Source organism: Streptomyces sp. NPDC057253, from assembly GCF_042669125.1.
GTDB lineage: Bacteria > Actinomycetota > Actinomycetes > Streptomycetales > Streptomycetaceae > Streptomyces.
This window is the reverse complement of the sequence record NZ_JBHUXV010000040.1, coordinates 53,765-75,377: the sequence shown is the minus strand read 5'-3', so window position 1 is coordinate 75,377 and position 21,613 is coordinate 53,765. Positions and strand designations below refer to the sequence as shown.

Here is a 21,613-nt window from a genome sequence, read left to right as displayed (position 1 = left end):
GTGTTCGAGGTGATGTTCGGATCAGGCAAGCGGAGTGCGAGAAGCCGTCAAGGGAATCGTCGCGACACCTCCATGTCAGAGCTAACGGCAGGCCCCGCCCTCGTCAACCTTTGGCAACGAGCGCAAACAATCCGCTTATCGGTCATTTTCCGTCTTGACCGGTCTCCGGGCGTGTTGCGACAGTCCCGCTCAGCTCACGGCGCCGACAACGGCCGGCGACCGACGCCATTTCTTCAGGGGACGGCCTCATGACGAGACCCCCGCGCCAGTTTCAGCACATACCCGGGACGTCCGCACGATGACGACGCAACAGCAGCCGATGCCCGCCACCGGCGCCACCCCGGCGGTCGGCGAACCCTCGCCGGAGCCGCTGAGCGGCGCCACGGCCATCACCGGGCGCTCGCCCGCGCGCATGGCCTGGCAGCGCATCAGACGGGACAAGGTCACCATGGCCGCGTTCGTGATCACGGTGCTCTTCATCCTGATCGCGCTGCTGGCGCCGGTCCTGACCGCGATCACCGGCTGGGGACCGATCACCCCCGACGGCAAGGCGATCGACCCGGACACCGGCAACTTCCCGCGCGGCTCGCTGGGCGGCATCGGCCTCACCCATCTGCTGGGCGTCGAACCGGGCACCGGCTACGACCTGTTCGCCCGGATCGTCTACGGCCTGCGCACCTCGCTCTTCGTCGGCTTCGCCTCGGCGCTCCTGTCCACCGTCGTGGGTGTCGTGGCCGGCCTCGCGGCCGGGTACTCCGGCGGCTGGGTCGACTCCGTGCTGTCGCGGATCATGGACGTGATGCTGGCCTTCCCGCAGCTGCTGTTCATCATCGCGCTGACCCCGGTCATCCAGAACGCGATGCAGACCAACAGTCACGGCGGCACCGACGAGAACCTCCGGCTGCTGGTCCTCGTCCTGAACATCGCGGTGTTCGCCTGGGCCTACACCGCCCGGCTGGTGCGCGGACAGGTCCTGTCGCTGCGCGAGCGGGAGTTCGTCGACGCCGCGAGGATCATGAGCGCCGGGAAGTGGCACATCCTCTTCCGGCAACTGCTGCCCAACCTGTGGGCCCCGGTGCTGATCTCCTTCGCGCTCGCCGTCCCGCAGAACATCACCACCGAAGCGGCCCTGTCCTACCTCGGCGTGGGCGTCATCCCGCCCAACCCGGACTGGGGGGCGCTCCTTTCGGACGCCTCCCAGTTCTTCCTTCAGGACCCCATGTACCTGTTCGTCCCCGGAGTCCTGCTGCTGATTCTCGTCCTGGCGCTGAACCTCCTCGGTGACGGCGTCCGGGACGCCCTGGATCCCCGCGCGGCACGCGGCTGACGCGGTCCCCCTCAACACCGGCGCACACGGCCCCACTCGGGTCCCGCCGAGCCGTACAAGAACGGAGTGTTACCCCATGACGCGCAGAAGGCGCTCGATCGCGCTCGCGGCCACCGCCGTGGCGATCGCCCTGGGGGCCACCGCATGCGGAGGCTCCTCCAGCACCACCGGGAGCGGCTCCCCGACCAAGGGCGGCACCCTGACCGTCCTGGACCACGCCGACTTCGACCACCTCGACCCCCAGCGCGTCTACACGACCGAGGGTTCGAGCATGGACCAGGAACTCGTGCGCACCCTGACCGCCTGGGACGAGACCGGCTCCCAGCCCAAGCTCGTCGGAGACCTGGCCACCGACACCGGAACGCCCAGCAAGAACGACACGGTGTGGACCTTCCACCTGCGCAAGGGCGTCACCTGGCAGGACGGCACGGCGGTCACCGCGCAGGACGTCAAGTACGGCGTCGAGCGGACCTTCTCGCCCGACATCAACGGCGGTCCGCCGTACGCCAGTCAGTGGCTGGTCGGCGGCTCCTCCTACAAGGGCCCCTACAAGGGCAAGGAACTCGCCTCCATCCAGACGCCGGACGCGTCCACCGTCGTCTTCCAGCTCAACCAGCCCGTCGCCGACTTCAACCAGACGACCGCGATGCCGGGTTGGTCGGGAGTGCCCAAGGCCCACGACACCGGTGCCACCTACGACACGCATCTCTGGTCCGACGGGCCGTACATGATCAAGTCGTACACCAAGAACAAGGAGCTCGTCCTCGTCAAGAACACCCACTGGAAGCAGTCGACCGACCCGATCCGGCAGCAGAACGTCAACGAGATCGACGTGAAGCTCGGCCAGGACCAGTCGGCGATCGACCAGCAGATCAAGTCCGACGCCGGAACCGCCCAGACCTCGATCATGCAGTGGCCGATCGCGGGCTCCGACCTGACGACGATCTCCAGTGACCCCTCGCTGAAGTCGCGCCTCTACAAGATCCCGGCCCCGGGCATCAACTACCTGGCCATCAACACCACCCGGGTCAAGGACCTGAAGGTCCGCCAGGCCATCGAGGACGCGATCGACAAGACCACCGTCCGCGGCGCGTTCGGCGGTTCGGCGTACGGCGACTACGCGAGCACCATGCTCAGCCCGGGCATCGGCGGCTACCAGAAGTTCAACCTCTACAGCAGCAACCCCGCGGGGGACGCCACCAAGGCCAAGGCGCTGATGAAGCAGGCCGGCAACCCCAAGCTCACCATGTCGCTGGCGGTGGAGAACACCACGACCGAGGAGCACTTCGCGGACGCGGTGAAGACCTCGCTCGGCGCCATCGGCATCACCGTGAACATCACCCCGATCGACGCGGCGAACTACTTCAGCACCATCGACAACGTGAAGAACCAGTACGACCTGACCTGGGGCGACTGGATCGCGGACTGGCCGAACGCCTCGACCGTGCTGCCCGTGCTGTTCGACGGACGGCAGATCGCGAAGCTGCCCCAGTCCAACCAGGACCTGTCGTACCTGAACGACCCGGCGGTCAACGCGCAGATCGACAAGATCGCCAAGATGACCGACGTCAAGCAGGCCGACGCCGCCTACGGCGCCCTGGACGAGCAGATCATGAAGGACGCGGCCGTGGTCCCGCTGATGTACATGAACTTCAGCGAACTGGGCGGCTCCAAGGTCGGCGGGATCATCCCCGACCCCATCCTCGCCGAGCCCAGCCTGGTCCACGCCTACGTCAAGAGCTGACCCCCACCAGCTGACGCATCCCTCCTCGGCCCGCCGGCGGTCCCCGGCCGGCGGGCTCCCCCTCTCACGTCAGGGTCCAGCACGACATGCTTCGTTACCTCATCCGGCGCCTGCTGGCAGCGGCCGCGATCCTGCTGGTGATCACCGTGATCACCTTCGTGATCTTCTTCGCGCTGCCGTCCGACCCCGCCCTTCTGGCCTGCGGCAAGACCTGCTCGCCGTCCCGGCTGGCCGAGATCAAGCATTCGCTCGGGCTCGACCAGACCTTCCTCAAGCAGTTCTGGGAGTTCTTCAAGGGGCTCTTCGTCGGCCGGGACTACGGCGACGAGAGCGTGCACATCCACTGTGCCGCCCCCTGCCTCGGGATCTCCTTCCAGACCGACACCCCGGTCCTTACCACCCTGCTGGACGACTTCCCCGCGGACCTCTCGCTCGGTCTCGGCGCCGCGGTGTTCTTCCTGATCCTGGGCGTCGGCCTCGGCACGGTCGCCGCCGTCCGCCGGGGTAGGGCAGCCGACAAGGCGGCGGTCGGACTCGCCCTGCTCGGTGTCTCCGTGCAGATCTACTTCGTCGGACTGCTGCTGCTCTACCTGTTCGTCGACAAGTGGCAGATCCTGCCCGCCTCCGGCTACACCCCGATCACCCAGGACCCGAGCGCCTGGTTCCAGGGACTGATCCTGCCGTGGGTCACCCTGGTCATCGTCTACCTCGCGCTGTACACCCGGCTCACCCGCTCCTCCATGCTGGAGGTCTTCGCCGAGGACTACATGCGCACCGCCCGCGCCAAGGGCCTGTCCAGCAACCGAGTCGTCCTCAAGCACGGCCTGCGGGCCGCGATCACCCCGATCATCACCATCTTCGGCATGGACGTCGGCTCGCTGATCGGCGGCTCCGCGGTCATCACCGAGTCGGTGTTCGGCATCAACGGCATCGGCAAGCTCGCGGTCGACTCGGTGCAGAACTCCGACCTGCCGGTCATCCTCGGCACCACGCTCTTCGCGGCCACCTTCGTCGTACTCGCCAACGTGGTCGTCGACGTGGTCTACGGCCTCGTCGACCCCCGCGTCCGCCTCGCCTGAGCCCCTCACACCGCAGCAAGGAAACCCCGTGTCCCTCCTGACCTCACCGCAACCGGCGGCCGCCGATCCCGGGGCCGCCCCCTTCCTCGACGTACGGGACCTGCGTGTGCACTTCCCCACCGAGGACGGGACCGTCAAGTCCGTCGACGGCGTCTCCTTCTCCCTGGAGAAGGGCAGCACCCTCGGCATCGTCGGCGAGTCCGGCTCGGGGAAGTCGGTCACCTCGCTGGCCCTGCTCGGGCTGCACAAGGGCACACGTGCCGAGGTCTCCGGCGAGATCCTGCTGGACGGCAGGGAGTTGGTCGCTCTGCCCGAGCACGAGATGCGCGCCCTGCGCGGCCGTACCGTCTCGATGATCTTCCAGGACCCGCTGTCCGCGCTGCACCCCTACTTCACCGTCGGCGCGCAGATCGCCGAGGCCTACCGGGTCCATCACAAGGTCTCCCGGAAGGAGGCCAGGGAGCGGGCCGTGGAGATGCTGAAGCGGGTCGGCATCCCGCAGCCCGAACGCCGGGTGCGGGACTACCCCCACCAGTTCTCCGGCGGCATGCGGCAGCGCGCCATGATCGCCATGGCGCTGGTCTGCGACCCCGAACTGCTCATCGCCGACGAGCCGACGACCGCCCTGGACGTCACCGTCCAGGCGCAGATCCTGGACCTGATCCGCGATCTCCAGGAGGAGTTCGGCTCCGCGGTCATCCTCATCACCCACGACCTCGGGGTGGTGGCCGACATCGCCGACGACATCCTGGTGATGTACGGCGGCCGCCGCATCGAGTACGGCACCGTCCACGACGTGCTCAAGGAGCCCCAGCACCCCTACACCTGGGGCCTGTTGGAGTCCATGCCGCAGATCACCGGTGACGTCGAGCGACGGCTGAACCCGATCGCCGGCTCCCCGCCGAGCCTCATCAACCCGCCCGGCGGCTGCGCCTTCCACCCCCGCTGCACCTACAAGGGCTGGGTGCCCGAGGGGCGTTGTGCGGTCGACCGGCCCGAGCTGGTGGCCGTCACCGGCACCGGAAGGCACCTCGCCGCCTGCCACCTCACCCCTCAGACCCGGCAGGAGATCCGCGTCCGTACGGCTCCGGGGGCCGCGCAGTGACCGCGGCGGACGAACAGGAGCAGCCCGTGAGCACCACCCAGCCGGCCACCGGGGAGCAGCTGCTCGAAGTCACCGGTCTCACCAAGCACTTCCCGATCCGCCGCGGCATCGTCTTCCAGCGGCAGATCGGGGCCGTGCACGCCGTGGACGGCATCGACTTCACGGTCGGCGCCGGACAGTCGCTCGGCCTGGTCGGCGAGTCCGGCTGCGGCAAGTCGACGACGGGCCGGCTCATCACCCGGCTGCTGGAACCCACGGCCGGGAAGGTGAGCTTCGACGGCGAGGACATCACGCACAGCCCGGAGAACCGGCTGAAGGAGGCCCGCCGCAACCTCCAGATGATCTTCCAGGACCCGTACTCGTCGCTGAACCCCCGGCACACGGTCGGCACGATCGTGGAGACGCCGATGCGGCTCAACGACATCAACCCGCCGCAGGGCCACAAGAAGCGCGCTCAGGACCTCCTGGAGACCGTCGGCCTCAACCCCGAGCACTACAACCGCTACCCGAACGAGTTCTCCGGCGGTCAGCGCCAGCGCATCGGGATCGCCCGCGCCCTCGCCCTGCGGCCCAAGCTCATCGTGGCCGACGAGCCGGTCTCCGCGCTGGACGTGTCCATCCAGGCGCAGATCGTCAACCTGCTCCAGGATCTCCAGCGGGAGTTCGGCATCGCGTTCGTCTTCATCGCCCACGACCTCGCCGTCGTACGGCACTTCTGCGAGCGGGTCGCGGTGATGTACCTCGGCAAGATCGTCGAGGTCGCCGACCGGCAGACGCTGTACACCGGGCCCCGGCACCCCTACACCCACGCGCTGCTGTCCGCGGTGCCCGAGGCCGACCCGGACGCCGTACGGCGACGCGAGCGCATCCGGCTCGCCGGGGACGTGCCCTCACCGGTCGACCCGCCGTCGGGCTGCCGCTTCCGCACCCGCTGCTGGAAGGCGCAGGAGCGGTGCGCGCGCGAGGAGCCGCCGCTGGTGCGGCTGGGAGGCAACGCGGAGGGCCACTTGACGGCCTGTCACTTCCCGGAGGAGCCGAGCGTCGAGGCCCGCGCCGAGGACATCGTGCTGGACCCGGCACTGACGGCCCCGGGGGACAGCGCGCCCGCCTCCTCGTGAGGGTAGGGGGTGAGCCTGCACGTGAGATGAGGGCAGCGGCTCCGGGGATCCCCTGGGGCCCCTCCCGTCGGCGCACGCGCGTATGAACTCCTCGCGTTCGTCCCGGCCGAGGCCGTCCTGGTCGACGACCAGACAGTGGACGAGGCACGAGAAGGCGTAGGCGCGGTGCCGGTCGAAGAAGTCACGCGCCTGCGGGTCGAGTCGGAAGCGGCCGGACAGGGACAGGCCGAAGTCGGTCAGGTGGAGTCGGCGGCCGTCGCTGAGGATGTTGCCGAAGTGGGCGTCGAAATGGATGAGTCGCTGCTCCCGGAGGAATCCGGTGACAGAGTCGAGACCCTGCTCCACGAGCGCGCAGGCCGCGTCGGCGTCGCCCCTGCGGAGTTGGTCGTGGAACCAGTCGTGGAGGGTGCGCGGCACGTACTCCAGGAACAGGGTCAGGCTCGCGGACGCGGTACGCAGAGCTTCGAGGCGTTCACGTCCGCCACCCCAGTAGGCCACGGCCCGCTCCCCATCAGCGAGTTCCCCGGGAAACGGCCCGAGCGGACCCAGTTCGTCGTCATCTCGTGCGTGGCCAGCTCGCGCCAGGCTCCGAAGCCGGGGCTGCCGATCGCGCCGATGCCGTAGTGGCCGTGGACCGGCAGGTCGAAGAGGTTCGCGGTGGAGCGGACGTGGTGCGGGCGGAGTTCGGTGTCGGTGAGCGGTACCCGCTTCACGAACACCCGCACCCCGTCCACCTCCAACAGCACCGCCCGCCCGCCGATACCGGTACCGGCGGGCGTACCGGACGCCACGAGCTCCGCGAGGTCGCCGTCGCTCAGGAGCGCGAAGGTGGTGGCGAGGTCGGCGTGGGTGGTGAGGCGCTCGGGGGACGTCATGCCTCCAGGATCGCCTCCCGGATCAGCTCGCCGCGTAGTTGCGCAGGAACAGGGCCTCCGCCACCGACAGGCGCTCCAGTTCCTGGGGGGACACGCTCTCGTTCACCGCGTGGATCTGGGCCGCCGGCTCGCTCAGGCCGATGAGGAGGATCTCGGCGTGCGGGTAGAGCGCCGCGAGGGTGTTGCACAGGGGGATCGAGCCGCCCTGGCCGGCGTACTGCATCTCCTGGCCCGGGTAGGCCACCGCCATCGCCTCGGCCATCGCCGCGTACGCCGGGCTGGTGGTGTCCGCGCTGAACGGCTGGCCCTGGCCGATCTGTTCGATGCTGACCCGGGCGCCCCACGGCGTGTGCGCCTCGATGTGGGCCTGGAGCAGCTTGTTCGCCTCGGCCGCGTCGATGCCCGGCGGCACCCGCAGGCTGACCAGCGCACGGGCGCTCGCCTGCACGGACGGGGTGGCGCCGACCACGGGCGGGGCGTCGATGCCGAGGACCGTGACGGCCGGTCGGGCCCAGATGCGGTCGGCGACCGTGCCCTCGCCGATCAGCTCGACGCCGTCCAGGACCTTGGCGTCCTTGCGGAACTGCTCCTCCTCGTACTGGAGGCCCTCCCAGGACGCGTCCGGGACGAGGCCGTCGATCGTGGTGGAGCCGTCCTCCGCACGCAGCGAGTCCAGGACGCGGATCAGCGCGGACAGCGCGTCGGGGGCGGCGCCGCCGAACTGGCCCGAGTGGAGGTTGCCCTCCAGGGTGTCGATCCTGACCCGCATCATGGTCATGCCGCGCAGGGTCGCGGTGACCGTCGGCAGGCCGGTGCGGAAGTTGCCCGCGTCGCCGATGACGACGGAGTCCGCCTCCAGGAGCGCGGGGTGCGCCTCGGCGTACCGCTCCAGGCCGCCCGTGCCCTGCTCCTCCGAGCCCTCGGCGATGAACTTGACGTGCACCGGGATCCCGCCGTCGGCCTTGAGGGCGCGCAGCGCGAGCAGGTGCATGATCACACCGCCCTTGCAGTCGGCGGCCCCGCGCCCGTACCAGCGGCCGTCCTCCCGCTCGGTGAGCTCGAAGGGCGGGGTCTGCCAGCCCGCCTCGTCCAGCGGGGGCTGCACGTCGTAGTGGGCGTAGAGCAGGACGGTCTTCGCGCCGGCCGGGCCGGGCAGGTAGCCGTAGACCGACTGCGTGCCGTCGGGGGTGTCGAGCAGAGCTACGTCCTGGAAACCCTCGGCGGTGAGCGCGTCCGCGACCCAGCGGGCGGCGCCCTCGCTCTCGCTCCTCGGGAACTGGTCGAAGTCCGCCACCGACCGGAACGCCACCAGTTCGGTGAGTTCCGCCCGCGCCCTCGGCATCAGGGAGGCGACGGTCTCGGCGACCGGATTCGACGACATGGGCACGCTCCTTGTGGGTGCGACGTTGTAGCAGTGAGTGCCGTAGATCCTCCCACAGTGGTCTGCGGGCGGCCCCGCCGTAGGATGCGGGAGACAGGTGCGGCAGCGGCTTGATCAGGAGCAGTAGACCATCGTGAGCAGCGAGAACTCTTCGGCGGGCGACCCTTCGGCGGACGGCGCTTCGACAGCAGGTCCCTCGGCGGACGACTCTGCGGCGGACGGCGCGCGCGACGACGCGCAGCGGGTGTGGGACGTCGTCGTGGTGGGCGCGGGACCCGCGGGCGCCTCGGCCGCCTACGCGGCGGCGGTCACGGGACGGCGTGTGCTGTTGCTGGAGAAGGCCGAGCTGCCGCGGTACAAGACGTGCGGCGGCGGCATCATCGGACCTTCGCGGGACGCGCTGCCGCCCGGCTTCGAACTTCCCTTCCGGGACAAGGTGCACGCGGTCACCTTCTCGAACAACGGCCGCTTCACCCGCACCCGGCGCTCCAAGCAGATGCTGTTCGGGCTGATCAACCGGCCCGAGTTCGACCAGCAGCTCGTCGAGCACGCCCAGAAGGCGGGCGCCGAGCTGCGCACCGGCGTCACCGTGCAGCGCGTCGAGCAGCACGGCTCGGCGGTGCCCGACCGGCGCACGGTCGCCGTGGTGCTCCAGGGCGGCGAGACCCTGCTCGCGCGGGCGGTCGTCGGGGCCGACGGCAGCGCCAGCCGGATAGGAGCGCATGTCGGGGTCAAGCTCGACCAGGTCGACCTCGGCCTGGAGGCGGAGATCCCGGTGCCGGAGACCGTCGCCGAGGACTGGAAGGGGCGGGTGCTCATCGACTGGGGCCCGATGCCCGGCAGTTACGGCTGGGTCTTCCCGAAGGGGGACACCCTGACGGTCGGCGTGATCTCCGCGCGCGGTGAAGGCGCGGCCACCAAGCGGTACTTGGAGGACTTCGTCGGGCGGCTCGGCCTCGCCGGGTTCGAACCCAGCATCTCCTCCGGCCACTTGACCCGCTGCCGTGCCGACGACTCGCCGCTCTCGCGCGGGCGGGTGCTGGTGTGCGGGGACGCGGCGGGGCTCCTGGAGCCCTGGACCCGCGAGGGCATCTCCTTCGCGCTGCGCTCCGGACGGCTCGCGGGGGAGTGGGCGGTACGGATCGCGGAGGCCCATGACGCGGTCGACACCCGGCGCCAGGCGCTGAACTACGCGTTCGCCATCAAGGCGGGGCTCGGCGTCGAGATGAGCGTCGGCAAGCGGATGCTGACCGCGTTCGAGCGCCGCCCCGGCCTCTTCCACGCGGCGCTGACGGGGTTCCGGCCCGCGTGGAACGCGTTCAAGGAGATCACCCAGGGCGCGACCTCGCTGGGCGAGCTGGTCCGGGGCCGGCCGATGGCCCAGCGGGCCCTGGCGGCGCTGGACCCGCGTCCCACCGGAGCCCCCGAGGGCGGCGAGGTCAGCTCTTGACCGTGATGCGGAAGACGGGGTGGTCGGGCGCGATGCGGCGCAGGTCGGCGTCGGGGGAGTCGGGGCCGACCCCCTTGAAGAAGACGCCGACCTCGGCCTTCCAGCGCTTGAGGTAGGCGCGCAGGAGCGGGACCTTGTCGTCGTCGCCCACCTCGGTCGCGGTGAAGGTCTCCACGTGTTTGCCGAGGTGCAGTTCGCCGCCGCCGGCCGCGCGCATGTTGTGCGTCCACTGGACATGGCCGCGCGGCGCCACCAGGTACTGCCGGCCGTCCACCGTCAGCAGGTTCACCGGGGTGGTCCGCCACTCGCCGCTCTTGCGGCCGCGGACCGCCAGGACCCGGGAACCCCAGACGCTGAGGCCACGGCGGGTGAGCCAGGCCACCAGGCGGTTGAAGACGTTGACCGTGAACCAACCGGGCTTCTGGACGTGCGTGGACATGGCATCCCCATTGTTTGAGAGAGCGGTGCTCTCGCTTTCGGTGGTACCAGTCTGCACGGTCCGGCACCCCGGAGCAAGAGCAGTGCTCTCGAATGTGTGCACTGCTCTCTTTCCTGTGGAACACTGACCCGTATGAGCACCGCACAGGGCGCCCGGGCCCGCGCCCGGATCGAAGTCACCGCAGCCATCAAGGACGAGGCGCGCCGGCAACTCGCGGCGGAGGGCGCGGCGAAGCTCTCGCTGCGCGCCGTGGCACGTGAGCTGGGGATGGTCTCCTCGGCGCTGTACCGCTACTTCCCGAGCCGCGACGACCTGCTCACCGCGCTGATCATCGACGCGTACGACTCGCTGGGGGAGAGCGTGGAGCGGGCGCACGAGGCCGTCGCGGGCGCCGGACCGCTGGAGCGCTGGGTGACGTCGTGCGAGGGGGTCCGCCGGTGGGCGCTGACCCATCCGCACGAGTACGCCCTGATCTACGGCTCGCCCGTCCCGGGTTACGTCGCACCGCAGACCACCGTCCCGGCCGCCTCCCGCGTCGGCCTCCTCCTGGTCGGCGTCGTCCGTGACGCCCACGACAGCCCGGGGGGCCTGGCCGAGCTGCCCCCGGTGCCCGAGGACCTGCGAGCCGAGAGCGACCGCATCGCCGCCGACCTCGCCCCGGACCTGCCGTCCCCGGTGGCCGCGGCCCTGGTGGTGGCCTGGGCCCAGCTCTTCGGCCTGGTCGGCTTCGAACTCTTCGGGCAGTTCAACCGGGTCGTGGAGGACCGCGAACCGTTCTTCCGACATGCGGTACGGCAGCTCGGGCGGGGGGTGGGGCTGCGGTAGCGGTCCCGGGCGGACCGGGGCGCGCCGCCACCCTCGTACGCGCCGCCGCCCCCATACGCGCCGCCACCCTCGTACGCGCCGCTGCCCTCATACGCGCCGCCGCCCCCATACGCGCCGCCACCCTCGTACTTCGCCGGGAGTACGGGTGATCACCCCGCGCAGAGGACGCCCGGGCCGGTCCGGGGCCCTAGCGTGGCTGTCATGGACGGTGTGCGGGGCATGCGCGGGGGTGGTTCGCCGAGGCGGGGGTGGCGTGGACCGGCGTGGTGGCAGCGGCTCGGGGACGAGGGGCAGGGCGGCCGGTGGCCGTGGGTGTCCACCCTGCTGCTGACTCTCTTCGTGCTCGGCGGGTCCAACTACGCGGCCCACCAGCAGGTCGGAGACCGGGCGCCGCTCGACGTGTTCGCCCGGGTGCTGCTGGTCGTCGGCTCGGGGCTGCTGCTGTGGCGGCACCGGCGGCCGGTGCTCGTCGTGTTCGGGACCGCGCTCGCCGCCATGCTGTACCTGGGCGCCGGGTATCCGTACGGGCCCGTCTTCCTCACCGTCGCCCTCGCCTGCTTCAGCGCCGTCGTGGCCGGACACCGCAAGGCCGCCTGGACCGCGCTCGGGATGCTCTGGGCCGGACACGTCCTGGTCGCCCACTGGCTGTACCGGTGGCTGCCGCCGGCCGATGACCCGGCCGCCCCCTGGGGACAGGAGGGCGTGATCGCGGCCTGGGTGCTCGCGATCGTCGCGGTGTCGGAGCTGGCCCGTACCCGGCGCGAACAGTGGGCCCGGGACCGCGCCGAACGCGCCCGGGCCGCCCGGCGCCGCGCCGACGAGGAACGGCTGCGGATCGCCCGCGAACTCCACGACGTCCTCGCGCACAGCATCTCCGTGATCAACGTCCAGGCGGGCGTGGGCCTCGCCCTCCTCGACTCGGACCCTGAACAGGCCCGCACCGCGCTCACCACGATCAAGGCCGCGAGCAAGGAGGCGCTCGGCGAGGTCCGCCAGGTCCTGGACACCCTGCGCACCCCGGGCGACGCACCCCGTGCCCCCGCTCCGGGGCTCGACCGGCTCCCCGAGCTGACGTCCCAGGCCGCGGACGCGGGCCTCACCGTCGAGGTGGCGGGAGCGCCGCCGCCCCTGCCGCCCGGCGCGGACCTCGCCGCCTTCCGGATCGTCCAGGAGGCGCTCACCAATGTCGTACGGCACTCGGGATCGCGGCACGCGCGTGTGCGGCTCGATCACGACAAGGACGCACTACGGCTCCGTATCGACGACGACGGGCCCGCGACCGGCGCCGACGCGGGCGGCAGCGGAAACGGTCTGGCCGGAATGCGGGAGCGGGCCGCGGCCCTCGGTGGCACGATCGAGGCGGGCCCGCGTCCCGACGGAGGGTTCCGGGTGCTCGCCGTACTGCCGCTCAGGGTGAAGGCCAAGGAGGACGACCGGTGATCCGCGTACTGCTCGCCGACGACCAGTCGCTGGTGCGGGCCGGTTTCCGGGCGCTGCTCGACGCCCAGCCGGACATCGAGGTGGCCGGGGAGGCCTCCGACGGCGAGGAGGCGGTGCGCAAGGTGCGTGAACTGCGGCCGGACATCGTCCTGATGGACATCAGGATGCCGCTGCTGGACGGCCTCGCCGCGACCCGGCGCATCACGGGGGACACCGACCTGAGCGAGGTGCGGGTGGTCATGCTGACCACCTTCGAACTCGACGAGTACGTCTTCGAGGCGATCCGGTCCGGTGCCTCCGGCTTCCTCGTCAAGGACACCGAACCGGAGGAACTCCTGCGTGCCGTGAGGGCGGTGGTCGACGGGGACGCCCTGCTCTCCCCGGGCGTGACCCGCCGGCTCATCGCCGAGTTCGCGGCCCGCTCCAAGGAGCCCGCGGCCGAGGGCGCCCTCGCCGAACTCACCGAGCGGGAGCGGGAGGTGATGGCCCTGGTCGGCATCGGCCTGTCCAACGAGGAGATCGCCCGGCGCCTGGTCGTCAGCCCTCTCACGGCGAAGACCCATGTCAGCCGCACCATGGTCAAGCTCGGTGCCCGTGACCGCGCCCAACTGGTGGTGCTGGCCTACGAGTCGGGGTTGGTGCGGCCGGGCTGGCTGGGCTGAGCGCCGTCCTGGCGGAACCGCACCAGCACGCTGACCACCCGGGCCACGAAGAGCAGGGGCGCGAGGGTGAGCCCGACGCGGAGCAGCAACTTCTCGACCGTGCCGGGCAGTTCGAACAGCAGGGCCGGTCCCGCCACCGCCCCGAACAGCACTGCCGCCGCGAACAGCGCGCTGCACAGCGCGTATCCGATCTCGACGGTGATGGCGTCCCGCTCCGCCTGGCTCCGGCGTCCCCCGTACGTCTCCATCCTCGAAGTCTCCAGCCGTGTGCCCGGCGGAGCAAGCAGGCTCCGCCGGGCACACGGTGTCGGAGGCGTCCCCCTAGTCGCGTACGGTGACGCGCTCCGCCTCCCGCACGGTGGACTTGGCGACCACGACGGTCTGCTGCGGCCGGCGTGCGGTGCGCGCTCCGGTGAGCGTGATCAGCAGCCCGGCCGCGGCGACGGCGGTCACCACGATCAGTCCGGGGCGGTAGCTGTCGAGGACGGCCTGCGGGGTGGCGTGCTCGGGGGCACCCGCGGTCACCACGGCGGTCACGACAGCCAGGAAGATCGCGCCGCCGACCTGGACCGAGGTGTTGAGCAGCCCGGAGACCATGCCCTGCTCGTGGTCCTCGACGCCGTTGGTGGCCTGGATGTTGAGCGAGGGGAAGACCAGCGCGCAGGCGGCGCCGATGAGCAGCATCGACGGCAGGATCGCGGCGGCGTAGGCGGGGTGGAGGTCGACGCCCAGGAACAGCGCGTACCCGACGACCATCAGTGCGAAGCCCGCCGGGATCAGCCGGTGGGTGCCGAACCGGTCGACGATCGAGCCGACCTTCGTCGAGGAGATCGCCACCAGCGCGCCCGCGGGCAGGAAGGCGAGCGCGGTGTGCAGCGCCGACCAGCCGAGCAGCGACTGCATGTACAGGGTCACCAGGAACTGGAAGCCCACGTACGAGCCGAAGAAGGCCATGGCGCCCAGCTGGGCACGGATCTGGGTGCCGGAGCGCAGCACCCCGAGCCGGATCAGCGGGCCCGGGGAGCGCCGCTCGACCAGGACGAACACGCTCAGCAGGACGGCCACGGCGAGGAAGGACAGCAGTGTGCGGGCGGAGGCCCAGCCGGACTCCGGGGCCTGGACGACGGTGAAGACCAGCAGCAGCATCGAGGCGGTGCCGAGGACGGCGCCGGGGACGTCGTAGCCGTTGTGGTCCTTCTCCCGGGCGCTGCGCGGCAGCAGCTTCAGGCCCGCGACCAGGGCGAGGAGCGCGATCGGCGCGGGCAGCAGCATGGTCAGGCGCCAACTGGCCTCGGTGAGCAGTCCGGAGAGCACCAGGCCCATGGAGAAGCCGGTGGCGGCGCAGGTGGTGTAGATGGAGAGCGCGCGGTTGCGCAGCGGGCCCTCGGGGAACGTCGTGGTGATGATGGACAGGCCCGCGGGCGCGGTGAAGGCCGCGCTCAGGCCCTTGATGAACCGGCTGGCGATCAGCAGCGGACCCGAGTCGACGAGGCCGCCGAGCAGCGAGGCGACGGCGAAGACGCCGAGGGCCACCAGGAAGACCTGACGGCGGCCGAGCAGGTCGGCGGCCCGGCCGCCCAGCAGCAGGAGGCCGCCGTAGCCGAGGATGTAGCCGCTGACGATCCATTGCAGCGTCGAGGTGGAGAGGTCCAGGTCGGCGCCGATCGACGGGAGCGCGACGCCGACCATCGACACGTCCAGCGCGTCCAGGAACATCGCGGCGCACAGCACCAGCAGGGTGCCCCAGAGCCGGGGAGTCCAGCGGACCGTGGAGGACGGGTCCGCGGGGGTGGTGAGCGGAGAGGTCATGCCGACGACACTACATGCGTATGCATCGAATGCAAACGCATTTAATTCCGATGCAATAATCCTCTTTCTCTGCTACGGTGCCGCGCATGGTGGCGAAGAAGCCCGAACAGGCGCTGGCGGAGCAGTGGCGGGACATCCTGGCCTTGCACGCGCGCACGCAGTGCGAACTGGACCGCGCGCTGCACCGGCACGGCCTGTGCGCCAGTGACTTCGAGGTGCTGGACGTGCTGGCCGACGGCGGCTGCGCCTACCGCGTCCAGGAGATCTCCGAGCGCGTCCATCTCAGCCAGAGCGCGCTGTCCCGGCTGGTCGCCCGCCTGGAGAAGGACGGTCTCGTCGAACGCGGGATGTGCGCGGAGGACCGGCGGGGCGTCCGGGTGTCGCTCACGCCGAAGGGCCGCGCGCTGCACGGCGACGCCCTTCCCGTGCAACGCGCGGTCCTCACAAGGATGTTGGAGCCCTCCTAGGCCTCCTGGTCCTGCTGGCCATCCTGGCCCCTGGTCTTCTCAGCCGACCGCGGAGCGCTCACGCCACAGCTGGGCGACCGAGGCGTCCCCGGTCACGCGGGGGAACGGCAGCCGGTTCCACAGCGCCAGATACAGATCCGCCGCCGGCCCGGACACCTCGCAGTGGGCGGCCCCCTCCTCGCCGTACTCCGTCGCGGGCGGCTCCTCGGTCAGTCGTACGGTCCACACCGCGCCGTCCGCGTCGCTCGCCCGCACCCGTAGGACCCGGGGCTCGGCGCTGCGGACCCGGCTCTTCGCGCGGGCGTGGAAGCCGCGCAGCAGCTCGTCGATGCCGTCGGCCGCGAAGTCCCGGCCGGGCTCGTCGGGGGTGCCGCCGCGCGCCGCCTGGGCGTCGAAGCGGTGCACGGCCGTCTCGTGCGCCTGGCGCCTGGCCCAGAACGCGAGCGGTGCGGGGGCGGGCAGGAAGTGCCAGCACCGCACGTCGGGTGCCGCGGAGTCGAGCGTGTCGACCAGGCGGCGGTGACCGGTGCGGAACCAGGCCAGCAACTCCTCGCCGTCCAGGGCGGGTTCGTCGGGGACGGGACGGAAGGCGGTGTGCCCCTCGGCCACGAACGCCGTCGCCCAGCGGTGCACCGCCCCCGTGTGCCTGAGCAGGTCCCGCACCTGCCACCCGGGGCAGGTCGGCACCTTGGCGTCGGTCCCCGCCTGCTCGGCGGCCGACGCGAGCGACTGGCCTTCCCGCTCCAGGATCCGGATGAACTCGGCTGTCTCCATGGGCCGAGTCTGCCCTGTCCGCGGGGTCCGCGGGACTACCAGTCCCGGGCCGCCGCCAGCAGGTGGTCGCGGACCCTGGCCACGTGCGGGTTGCCCGAGGTGCCGGGCCGCTGGACCAGGAAACTCGTGTTGATGGGCGGGTCGTCCGGGTCGTGGAGCAGGACCAGCGCCCCCGACGCCAGCTCCCCGGCGCACAGGTAGCGCGGGAGCACGGTGAATCCGGTGCCGCCGGCGACCGCGGCCTTGACCGCGTTCAGGTCGGGCATGGTCACCTCGGGCTGCCGCACCAGGCGTCCGCCGAACACGTGCCGCCAGTAGCGGCGCACGATGGGCAGGTCCTCCGCGTAGGCGACCAGCGGGACGCCGTGCAGCGCGGTCTGGAGGTGGGCGGGCGTGCCGAGCCGCTGCGCCCAGCCGGGGGAGGCGACCAGTACGAACTCCTCGTCGCTCAGGGGCAGGGCCGTCAGGGTGCGGCCGCGGGGGCGGAAGGTGGCGATCACCAGGTCATGACGGCCCGCGCGCAGATCCTCCAGGAGCGGCTCGGTCAGACCCGGCGTGATGCGCAGCCGTACCCCCGCGTCCACCAGGGGAGCGAGACCCGGCAGCACACAGCGCGACAGCAGCTCGGCCGGCCCGGCCAGGTGCACCGGCTCGGCCGGGGCGTCGTCCGCGCCGTCGGCGGGCCCGGCGACCGCGGCCAGCGAGTCCAGGGGCCGTACGATCCGGGCGGCGAGCTCGTCCGCGTACGGCGCCGGGGTCACGCCCCGCGCCCGGCGTTCGAACAGTTCCCGGCCCAACTGCCGCTCCAGGGAGCGGATCTGGGTGGTGACCGTGGGCTGGGACAGGCCCAGAAGCCGGGCGGCGGCGGTGAAGGAGCCGGTGCGGTGAACTGTCAGGAACGTCCGCAGCAGATTCAGGTCCAGCGGGGCGCTGGCGCTCTGCCCGGACTCCCCGGAGCCATTGGTGTTCCTATCCCTCATATGCGTGAGCCTATTGGCCCGCTATGGCTGGGCGGGACTACGGTTTCACCATGTCGAAGATCCTTTTTGTGATGACCGGCGCCGACCACTGGACCCTGGCAGACGGCACCCTGCACCCCACCGGCTTCTGGGCCGAGGAGGCCGTCGCCCCGTACGAGGCCTTCAAGGCCGCCGGCCACGAGATCGTGGTGGCCACCCCGGGCGGAGTCGTGCCGACCGTGGACAAGGGCAGCCTCGCCGCCGAGGTCAACGGCGGACAGGAGAACGCGGACCGCATCGCCGGGGTGCTCGCCTCGGCCGCCGAACTCCAGCGGCCCCTGCGGCTGGAGGACGTGCGGCTCGACGACTACGCGGCCGTGTTCTACCCCGGCGGCCACGGGCCGATGGAGGACCTCGCGGTCGACGCGGACTCGGGGCGGCTGCTCACCGCCGCCCTGGAGAGCGGCAAGCCGCTGGGCGTCGTCTGCCATGCCCCGGCCGCGCTGCTCGCCGCGACCAGGGCGGACGGCTCCAACGTGTTCGCCGGACGCCGGGTGGCCGCCTTCACCAACGCCGAGGAGACCCAGGCGGGCCTCGCCGACAAGGCGAAGTGGCTGCTCCAGGACCGGCTCACCGAGGCGGGCGTACTGGTCGACGAGGCCGAGCCGTGGGCCCCGCATGTGATCGTCGACGACAACCTGGTGACGGGGCAGAACCCGGCGTCCTCCGCGCCGCTCGCCGTCGAACTGCTGAAGAAACTGGGCTGAGGCGGAGCGCCCCTGCCCCGTGGGCTGTCCGGGGGCGCCTGCCCCGTGGGCCGTCCGGAGACGCCGAGCGGGGCAGGGCGGGTGCGTCGGCGGCGGGGCGGAGGGCGGTGCGTCCTTCGGCCACGAACGTCGGGCGCGCCGGGCACGCCAGGGACGCCGAGCGCGCCGCGAACGCCGAGCGCGCCGGGCGCGCCGCGAACGCCGGGCGCGCCGGGGACGCCGTGCACGCGGGGACCCCGTGCACGCCGGCCGTGCCCGGGCGCATCGGTTCAGACGTCGAGGGCGGGTAGCACCACCGCGTCGATGTAATCCCGGACGAAGGCGGGGTCGGCCGGGGTGTCCTCCGCCAGTTGGCGGGCGATCAGGAGGCCGACGAGCGTGTGCGGGACGAAGGGCAGGGCGGGGGCGTCCGAGGCGACCTCGCCCCGCTCGACGGCGTGGCCCAACATCTCGGCGAGGCCGGTCAGTTCGGGGACGACGAGCAGCTCGCGCAGCGCCGCGAGCAGGTCGGGGTGGGCGTGGGCGGCCTGAAGGAGCCCGCGCAGCAGTGCGGAGTCCCGCTCCATCCGTGGCGTGCTCAACCGGTCCACCACGGCAGTGAAGTCGCCGCGCAGCGAGCCGGTGTCGATATCGGCGAAGGTGACGGGCTTCTCGTGGCGCAGCGCCTGGGCGACCAGCTGCGGCTTGCCCGTCCACTGGCGGTAGAGGGTGGCCTTGCTGCACCGGGTGCGGGTGGCCACGGCCTCCATGGTGAGACTGTCGTAGCCGACCTCCCGCAGCAGCTGGAGGACGCTTCCGAACAGCTCAGCCACCCGCTGTGGCGTCAGCTTGCTGCGCCGGGTGCGGGGGCTGAGCGTGGCTCCTTCGCCGTCCATGTGGCCTCATCCAAACGAAACTGTTTCGTACACCTCCAGGTTACCCCTGGGTTGTTCAAAGCGAAACCGTCTCGGCGGCGAGCCTCTGAGACTCCTCAAGTCGCTTGGCAGGGGCGGGACATGACCGTCACCATGCTCCGCATGTCGGTAATCGCGGGACTGAACAAGAAACACAACTTCGTGCTGCTCGTCCGGGACGCGGACGTGGTCGGCGCGGCCCTGCGGCAGGCGCTGGCCGAGGCCACGCCCGAGGAGCGCCCCGGGCTGGAACGCGCCGCCGCGCTCGTCGAGGCCACCGCGGCAGCCACCGAGACGGAGCTGCGCGCCCGCTGGGTCCGCTCCCGCCTGGCCGCCGTCGGCTTCACGGGCGACGTCGCCTCGGTCGCGGCGGTGCGGGCGCTGCGCAAGGCGGAGCCGAGGCTGAGCCTGCTGGCGGCCGTAGAGCTGCAGAAGGATGCCGTGGCCCATCCGGAGTGATCCGGGGCTGGAGGGGGTGATCCGGGCGGCTCCCGGCAGCAGGGCGGGACGGTGACCCGATCACCGAACAGACCGCGCGGACCAGCCGTTCTTCCGCGCAGAACGGTTCCTTCCTGCGAAGCTCGGTGTGTGACGTACGTAGTGACTGTGGACACCCGCATCCCGGAAGGCACTCCGGAGATGGACCCCCTCCAGCGAGCGGGCGCCGTGGCGCTCCTCGAGGACGGATTCGAGTCCGTCGAGTCCCTGGAGGGACCGGACGGCGTGGAGGCCGAACTCCTCGACAGCATCGTGGCCGTCCATCCGGACGGGGCCCTGCTGAAGGTCTTCGTGGACGCTCCTGCGCTGGAGTTCGCCGAGGACGCGGTACAGGTCCTGGTGGACGAGCTGCTGGAGCGCTCCGAACTGCTGGCGGACTGGCGGATCGAACGGTGCGAGGTGGAACTGCACCAGGATCTCGCCAAGGAGAGCCTCGACGCCGCCGACGGCCCCGACGCCCCGCCCGACGACCCGGCCGTCCGCAAGGCTCGGCACACCCAGCACCCGGCCGGTGACGGCGCCGACGAGGGCTACGACCCCGACGTACGCACCAAGACCGTACGGAACCGGATGCTGGAGCTGGCGGACCGGCTGCACTCGTTCCCTGCCGCGACCTTCGGCGTGCTCGACGACGAGGAGAACCACGGGGACGAGGCCGGCGGATTCGCCGCCTCCCCGGCGGGCGCCCTACTCGCCGCAGGCGCGCTCGTCCACGCCACCATCGTCCTGGTGGCCGAGCTGTTCGAGGACGTGCAGGTCCTGACGCAGGAGGACACCAGCGTCGCCGAATGCGAAGGGCCCCTGTGGCACCTGGAGCGGCTGCCCGACCGGTACGCCCTGCGCTACGACGCCCGGTTCGCCCGCCGCTTCCTGGTGACCGTGATCGCCCTGACCACCCGCTTCACCGACGGAAGCTTCCGGCGGCTCGGCTGTGTGGCCGAGGAACTCGCCCTGCGGTTCCTCCTGCGCGAGGCGACGGCCACCCTCGAGCTCTACGGGCTGCTCGACGACGACGTGTCGGCCGCGCTCGACGCCTTCGCCGACCACGTCTACGAGGACATGGAACACGAGTGGCTCTACGACGGCTCGATGGACGGCGACGACGAGGAGGCGGCCGGTGCGGCCCTCGGGATCGAGCCGGTGGCGTTCGAGGAGTGGTTCACGCCGTTCGACGAGGGCCGGTACGTCCACCCGTCGGCGGCGGACGGCCCCAGAGAGGCGCAGTAGCAGGGCTTACGGTGCGTTCGGGCCCGGCGTGCCAGGGTGGCCGGTCCCCTCCCGGTGCGCGAGCGGGGCCGCCGTGGGCGCCGCCGACGCCGGGGCGTCCTCGGGCCAGCTCTCCACCAGCCGTTCGTCCGCCCCGATCCGCTCGACCAGGAAGACGTGCGCGGCCGGCATCCTGCCGTACGCGCCGATCCAGTCCCGGAACTTGTCCCGGGCCGTGGTCTCCCGGGACCACCAGCCGTGCATGACGGGGCGGCCGGTGGCGGACACCGTGAGGTGGAAGCGCTGGGGGTCGGGCGCGGGGCCGGTCATGTGAGCCTGATCCCGCGCGGTCTGTGCGGCTCCCGGGCGATGTAGCCGAGCGCCTCGATCCGGCCCAGGTGGTAGTGGACGGAAGAGCGGCTGCTCAGGCCCACCCACGCGCCGATCTCCCGCACGGTGGGGGCTTCGCCGCGCTCGGCGATCGACTCGCGGATGCAGCGCAGGATCTGCTCCTGGGTGCTGGTGAGGTAGTCGACCCTGTGGTTCGCCATGGTCGGATTAGATCGCGTGTTCGAATTGCAGGGCAAGTCGAGAACGGGGGCGGGTGTGTCTCCGCCGTGTGGGGGCGCAGGGAGGGGCATTCGGCGATCTGTCGGGTGCGCAGCCCCGACACCGCGAGCTCGGCACGCAGGTCGGCGGCCCCTTTTCGTACGAGTCCCGCCGCGTGGGCCCGGGTGATCGCCCAGCCGGAGAAGCCTGCCGCGTCGAGGGGCTGCTACGGCGGCCGCCGGCGGC

Annotated in this window: 23 protein-coding genes; 13 read left to right on the top strand and 10 right to left on the bottom strand. The window is 71.5% G+C overall.

All coding sequences use genetic code 11. The features are described from left to right. The first annotated feature begins 298 nt into the window (after positions 1-298). The 5 genes from ACFULQ_RS22615 (at position 299) to ACFULQ_RS22595 (ending at position 6,373) form a co-directional block, all read left to right on the top strand. Complete coding sequence (locus ACFULQ_RS22615) at positions 299-1,327, top strand: ABC transporter permease (protein ID WP_383546609.1); 1,029 nt, start codon at positions 299-301, stop codon at positions 1,325-1,327. Between the two features lie 76 nt (positions 1,328-1,403). Continuing rightward, a complete protein-coding gene (locus tag ACFULQ_RS22610; protein ID WP_383546607.1) occupies positions 1,404-3,071 on the top strand; it encodes an ABC transporter substrate-binding protein in 1,668 nt (555 codons plus the stop codon). Between the two features lie 86 nt (positions 3,072-3,157). Continuing rightward, positions 3,158-4,150 carry an ABC transporter permease gene (locus ACFULQ_RS22605; protein WP_383546605.1) on the top strand — a complete coding sequence of 331 codons (993 nt, stop codon included), beginning with the start codon at positions 3,158-3,160 and terminating at the stop codon, positions 4,148-4,150. Positions 4,151-4,178: 28 nt separating this feature from the next. Next, entirely contained in the window at positions 4,179-5,255 is a 1,077-nt protein-coding gene (locus tag ACFULQ_RS22600) for an ABC transporter ATP-binding protein (RefSeq protein WP_383546603.1), read from the top strand. Next, positions 5,252-6,373 (top strand): ABC transporter ATP-binding protein, encoded by a 1,122-nt coding sequence (locus ACFULQ_RS22595; RefSeq protein ID WP_383546601.1) that lies wholly within the window; start codon positions 5,252-5,254, stop codon positions 6,371-6,373. Before ACFULQ_RS22600 ends, ACFULQ_RS22595 begins: the two co-directional genes overlap by 4 nt. A gap of 434 nt (positions 6,374-6,807) precedes the next feature. Here the strand turns inward: ACFULQ_RS22595 and ACFULQ_RS22590 are convergent, their stop codons facing one another. Together ACFULQ_RS22590 and ACFULQ_RS22585 are read right to left on the bottom strand one after the other, a co-directional pair. Further along, positions 6,808-7,248, bottom strand: coding sequence for a hypothetical protein (locus ACFULQ_RS22590; protein ID WP_383546599.1), 441 nt, complete (start codon positions 7,246-7,248; stop codon positions 6,808-6,810). Between the two features lie 22 nt (positions 7,249-7,270). Then, positions 7,271-8,629, bottom strand: a complete 1,359-nt coding sequence (locus tag ACFULQ_RS22585) for a dipeptidase (protein WP_383546597.1) — start codon at positions 8,627-8,629, stop codon at positions 7,271-7,273. Between the two features lie 244 nt (positions 8,630-8,873). Between ACFULQ_RS22585 and ACFULQ_RS22580 the strand changes: the two genes are divergently transcribed. Continuing rightward, positions 8,874-10,079 carry a geranylgeranyl reductase family protein gene (locus tag ACFULQ_RS22580; RefSeq protein ID WP_383546613.1) on the top strand — a complete coding sequence of 402 codons (1,206 nt, stop codon included), beginning with the start codon at positions 8,874-8,876 and terminating at the stop codon, positions 10,077-10,079. On the opposite strand, the gene ACFULQ_RS22575 is transcribed toward ACFULQ_RS22580, so the two are convergent. Then, positions 10,069-10,518 carry a nitroreductase family deazaflavin-dependent oxidoreductase gene (locus tag ACFULQ_RS22575; RefSeq protein WP_383546596.1) on the bottom strand — a complete coding sequence of 150 codons (450 nt, stop codon included), beginning with the start codon at positions 10,516-10,518 and terminating at the stop codon, positions 10,069-10,071. The genes ACFULQ_RS22580 and ACFULQ_RS22575 overlap by 11 nt on opposite strands. A 132-nt stretch (positions 10,519-10,650) precedes the next feature. Here ACFULQ_RS22575 and ACFULQ_RS22570 point away from each other — a divergent pair, with 132 nt between their 5' ends. The 3 genes from ACFULQ_RS22570 to ACFULQ_RS22560 all read left to right on the top strand — a co-directional run bounded on the left by ACFULQ_RS22570 (position 10,651) and on the right by ACFULQ_RS22560 (position 13,445). Further along, positions 10,651-11,343 (top strand): TetR/AcrR family transcriptional regulator, encoded by a 693-nt coding sequence (locus ACFULQ_RS22570; protein WP_383546594.1) that lies wholly within the window; start codon positions 10,651-10,653, stop codon positions 11,341-11,343. A gap of 201 nt (positions 11,344-11,544) precedes the next feature. After that, a complete protein-coding gene (locus tag ACFULQ_RS22565) occupies positions 11,545-12,783 on the top strand; it encodes a sensor histidine kinase (protein ID WP_383546592.1) in 1,239 nt (412 codons plus the stop codon). Beyond that, positions 12,780-13,445: a response regulator gene (locus tag ACFULQ_RS22560; protein ID WP_383546590.1), complete on the top strand. Its 666-nt coding sequence runs from the start codon at positions 12,780-12,782 to the stop codon at positions 13,443-13,445. Before ACFULQ_RS22565 ends, ACFULQ_RS22560 begins: the two co-directional genes overlap by 4 nt. Here the strand turns inward: ACFULQ_RS22560 and ACFULQ_RS22555 are convergent. Next, on the bottom strand, positions 13,406-13,693 hold the full coding sequence (locus ACFULQ_RS22555) for a DUF6332 family protein (RefSeq protein ID WP_383546589.1): 288 nt from the start codon (positions 13,691-13,693) through the stop codon (positions 13,406-13,408). The two genes, ACFULQ_RS22560 and ACFULQ_RS22555, sit on opposite strands and share 40 nt — an antisense overlap. 73 nt (positions 13,694-13,766) lie before the next feature. Continuing rightward, a complete protein-coding gene (locus tag ACFULQ_RS22550) occupies positions 13,767-15,254 on the bottom strand; it encodes an MFS transporter (protein WP_383546588.1) in 1,488 nt (495 codons plus the stop codon). A gap of 86 nt (positions 15,255-15,340) precedes the next feature. On the opposite strand from ACFULQ_RS22550, the gene ACFULQ_RS22545 reads away from it, so the two are divergent. Next, positions 15,341-15,721: a MarR family winged helix-turn-helix transcriptional regulator gene (locus ACFULQ_RS22545; RefSeq protein WP_383546587.1), complete on the top strand. Its 381-nt coding sequence runs from the start codon at positions 15,341-15,343 to the stop codon at positions 15,719-15,721. A 39-nt stretch (positions 15,722-15,760) separates the two neighbouring features. Here ACFULQ_RS22545 and ACFULQ_RS22540 read toward each other — a convergent pair whose 3' ends face one another. Next, positions 15,761-16,495 carry a maleylpyruvate isomerase family mycothiol-dependent enzyme gene (locus ACFULQ_RS22540; RefSeq protein ID WP_383546586.1) on the bottom strand — a complete coding sequence of 245 codons (735 nt, stop codon included), beginning with the start codon at positions 16,493-16,495 and terminating at the stop codon, positions 15,761-15,763. 35 nt (positions 16,496-16,530) lie between these two features. Further along, positions 16,531-17,475, bottom strand: a complete 945-nt coding sequence (locus tag ACFULQ_RS22535; protein ID WP_383546584.1) for a LysR family transcriptional regulator — start codon at positions 17,473-17,475, stop codon at positions 16,531-16,533. A gap of 50 nt (positions 17,476-17,525) precedes the next feature. Here ACFULQ_RS22535 and ACFULQ_RS22530 point away from each other — a divergent pair, with 50 nt between their 5' ends. Then, positions 17,526-18,221 carry a type 1 glutamine amidotransferase domain-containing protein gene (locus ACFULQ_RS22530; protein WP_383546582.1) on the top strand — a complete coding sequence of 232 codons (696 nt, stop codon included), beginning with the start codon at positions 17,526-17,528 and terminating at the stop codon, positions 18,219-18,221. Between the two features lie 269 nt (positions 18,222-18,490). On the opposite strand, the gene ACFULQ_RS22525 is transcribed toward ACFULQ_RS22530, so the two are convergent. Beyond that, positions 18,491-19,096: a TetR/AcrR family transcriptional regulator gene (locus ACFULQ_RS22525; RefSeq protein WP_383546581.1), complete on the bottom strand. Its 606-nt coding sequence runs from the start codon at positions 19,094-19,096 to the stop codon at positions 18,491-18,493. Positions 19,097-19,237: 141 nt separating this feature from the next. On the opposite strand from ACFULQ_RS22525, the gene ACFULQ_RS22520 reads away from it, so the two are divergent. Together ACFULQ_RS22520 and ACFULQ_RS22515 are read left to right on the top strand one after the other, a co-directional pair. After that, on the top strand, positions 19,238-19,573 hold the full coding sequence (locus ACFULQ_RS22520) for a hypothetical protein (RefSeq protein WP_383546579.1): 336 nt from the start codon (positions 19,238-19,240) through the stop codon (positions 19,571-19,573). Positions 19,574-19,702: 129 nt separating this feature from the next. After that, positions 19,703-20,839 (top strand): hypothetical protein, encoded by a 1,137-nt coding sequence (locus ACFULQ_RS22515; protein ID WP_383546577.1) that lies wholly within the window; start codon positions 19,703-19,705, stop codon positions 20,837-20,839. Between the two features lie 6 nt (positions 20,840-20,845). On the opposite strand, the gene ACFULQ_RS22510 is transcribed toward ACFULQ_RS22515, so the two are convergent. Beyond that, positions 20,846-21,148, bottom strand: coding sequence for a hypothetical protein (locus ACFULQ_RS22510; RefSeq protein ID WP_383546575.1), 303 nt, complete (start codon positions 21,146-21,148; stop codon positions 20,846-20,848). After that, positions 21,145-21,369 carry a LexA family protein gene (locus ACFULQ_RS22505; RefSeq protein WP_383546573.1) on the bottom strand — a complete coding sequence of 75 codons (225 nt, stop codon included), beginning with the start codon at positions 21,367-21,369 and terminating at the stop codon, positions 21,145-21,147. Before ACFULQ_RS22505 ends, ACFULQ_RS22510 begins: the two co-directional genes overlap by 4 nt. Positions 21,370-21,613: the final 244 nt, after the last annotated feature.

Excerpts from the sequence above, each read along its gene's own strand:
- ACFULQ_RS22615 (WP_383546609.1), top strand. The coding sequence starts at position 299 with ATGACGACGCAACAGCAGCCGATGCCCGCCACCGGCGCCACCCCGGCG.
- ACFULQ_RS22610 (WP_383546607.1), top strand. The coding sequence starts at position 1,404 with ATGACGCGCAGAAGGCGCTCGATCGCGCTCGCGGCCACCGCCGTGGCG.
- ACFULQ_RS22605 (WP_383546605.1), top strand. The coding sequence starts at position 3,158 with ATGCTTCGTTACCTCATCCGGCGCCTGCTGGCAGCGGCCGCGATCCTG.
- ACFULQ_RS22590 (WP_383546599.1), bottom strand. The coding sequence starts at position 7,248 with ATGACGTCCCCCGAGCGCCTCACCACCCACGCCGACCTCGCCACCACC.
- ACFULQ_RS22585 (WP_383546597.1), bottom strand. The coding sequence starts at position 8,629 with ATGTCGTCGAATCCGGTCGCCGAGACCGTCGCCTCCCTGATGCCGAGG.
- ACFULQ_RS22575 (WP_383546596.1), bottom strand. The coding sequence starts at position 10,518 with ATGTCCACGCACGTCCAGAAGCCCGGTTGGTTCACGGTCAACGTCTTC.
- ACFULQ_RS22570 (WP_383546594.1), top strand. The coding sequence starts at position 10,651 with ATGAGCACCGCACAGGGCGCCCGGGCCCGCGCCCGGATCGAAGTCACC.
- ACFULQ_RS22565 (WP_383546592.1), top strand. The coding sequence starts at position 11,545 with ATGGACGGTGTGCGGGGCATGCGCGGGGGTGGTTCGCCGAGGCGGGGG.
- ACFULQ_RS22555 (WP_383546589.1), bottom strand. The coding sequence starts at position 13,693 with ATGGAGACGTACGGGGGACGCCGGAGCCAGGCGGAGCGGGACGCCATC.
- ACFULQ_RS22550 (WP_383546588.1), bottom strand. The coding sequence starts at position 15,254 with ATGACCTCTCCGCTCACCACCCCCGCGGACCCGTCCTCCACGGTCCGC.
- ACFULQ_RS22545 (WP_383546587.1), top strand. The coding sequence starts at position 15,341 with ATGGTGGCGAAGAAGCCCGAACAGGCGCTGGCGGAGCAGTGGCGGGAC.
- ACFULQ_RS22540 (WP_383546586.1), bottom strand. The coding sequence starts at position 16,495 with ATGGAGACAGCCGAGTTCATCCGGATCCTGGAGCGGGAAGGCCAGTCG.
- ACFULQ_RS22535 (WP_383546584.1), bottom strand. The coding sequence starts at position 17,475 with ATGAGGGATAGGAACACCAATGGCTCCGGGGAGTCCGGGCAGAGCGCC.
- ACFULQ_RS22530 (WP_383546582.1), top strand. The coding sequence starts at position 17,526 with ATGTCGAAGATCCTTTTTGTGATGACCGGCGCCGACCACTGGACCCTG.
- ACFULQ_RS22525 (WP_383546581.1), bottom strand. The coding sequence starts at position 19,096 with ATGGACGGCGAAGGAGCCACGCTCAGCCCCCGCACCCGGCGCAGCAAG.
- ACFULQ_RS22520 (WP_383546579.1), top strand. The coding sequence starts at position 19,238 with ATGTCGGTAATCGCGGGACTGAACAAGAAACACAACTTCGTGCTGCTC.
- ACFULQ_RS22510 (WP_383546575.1), bottom strand. The coding sequence starts at position 21,148 with ATGACCGGCCCCGCGCCCGACCCCCAGCGCTTCCACCTCACGGTGTCC.
- ACFULQ_RS22505 (WP_383546573.1), bottom strand. The coding sequence starts at position 21,369 with ATGGCGAACCACAGGGTCGACTACCTCACCAGCACCCAGGAGCAGATC.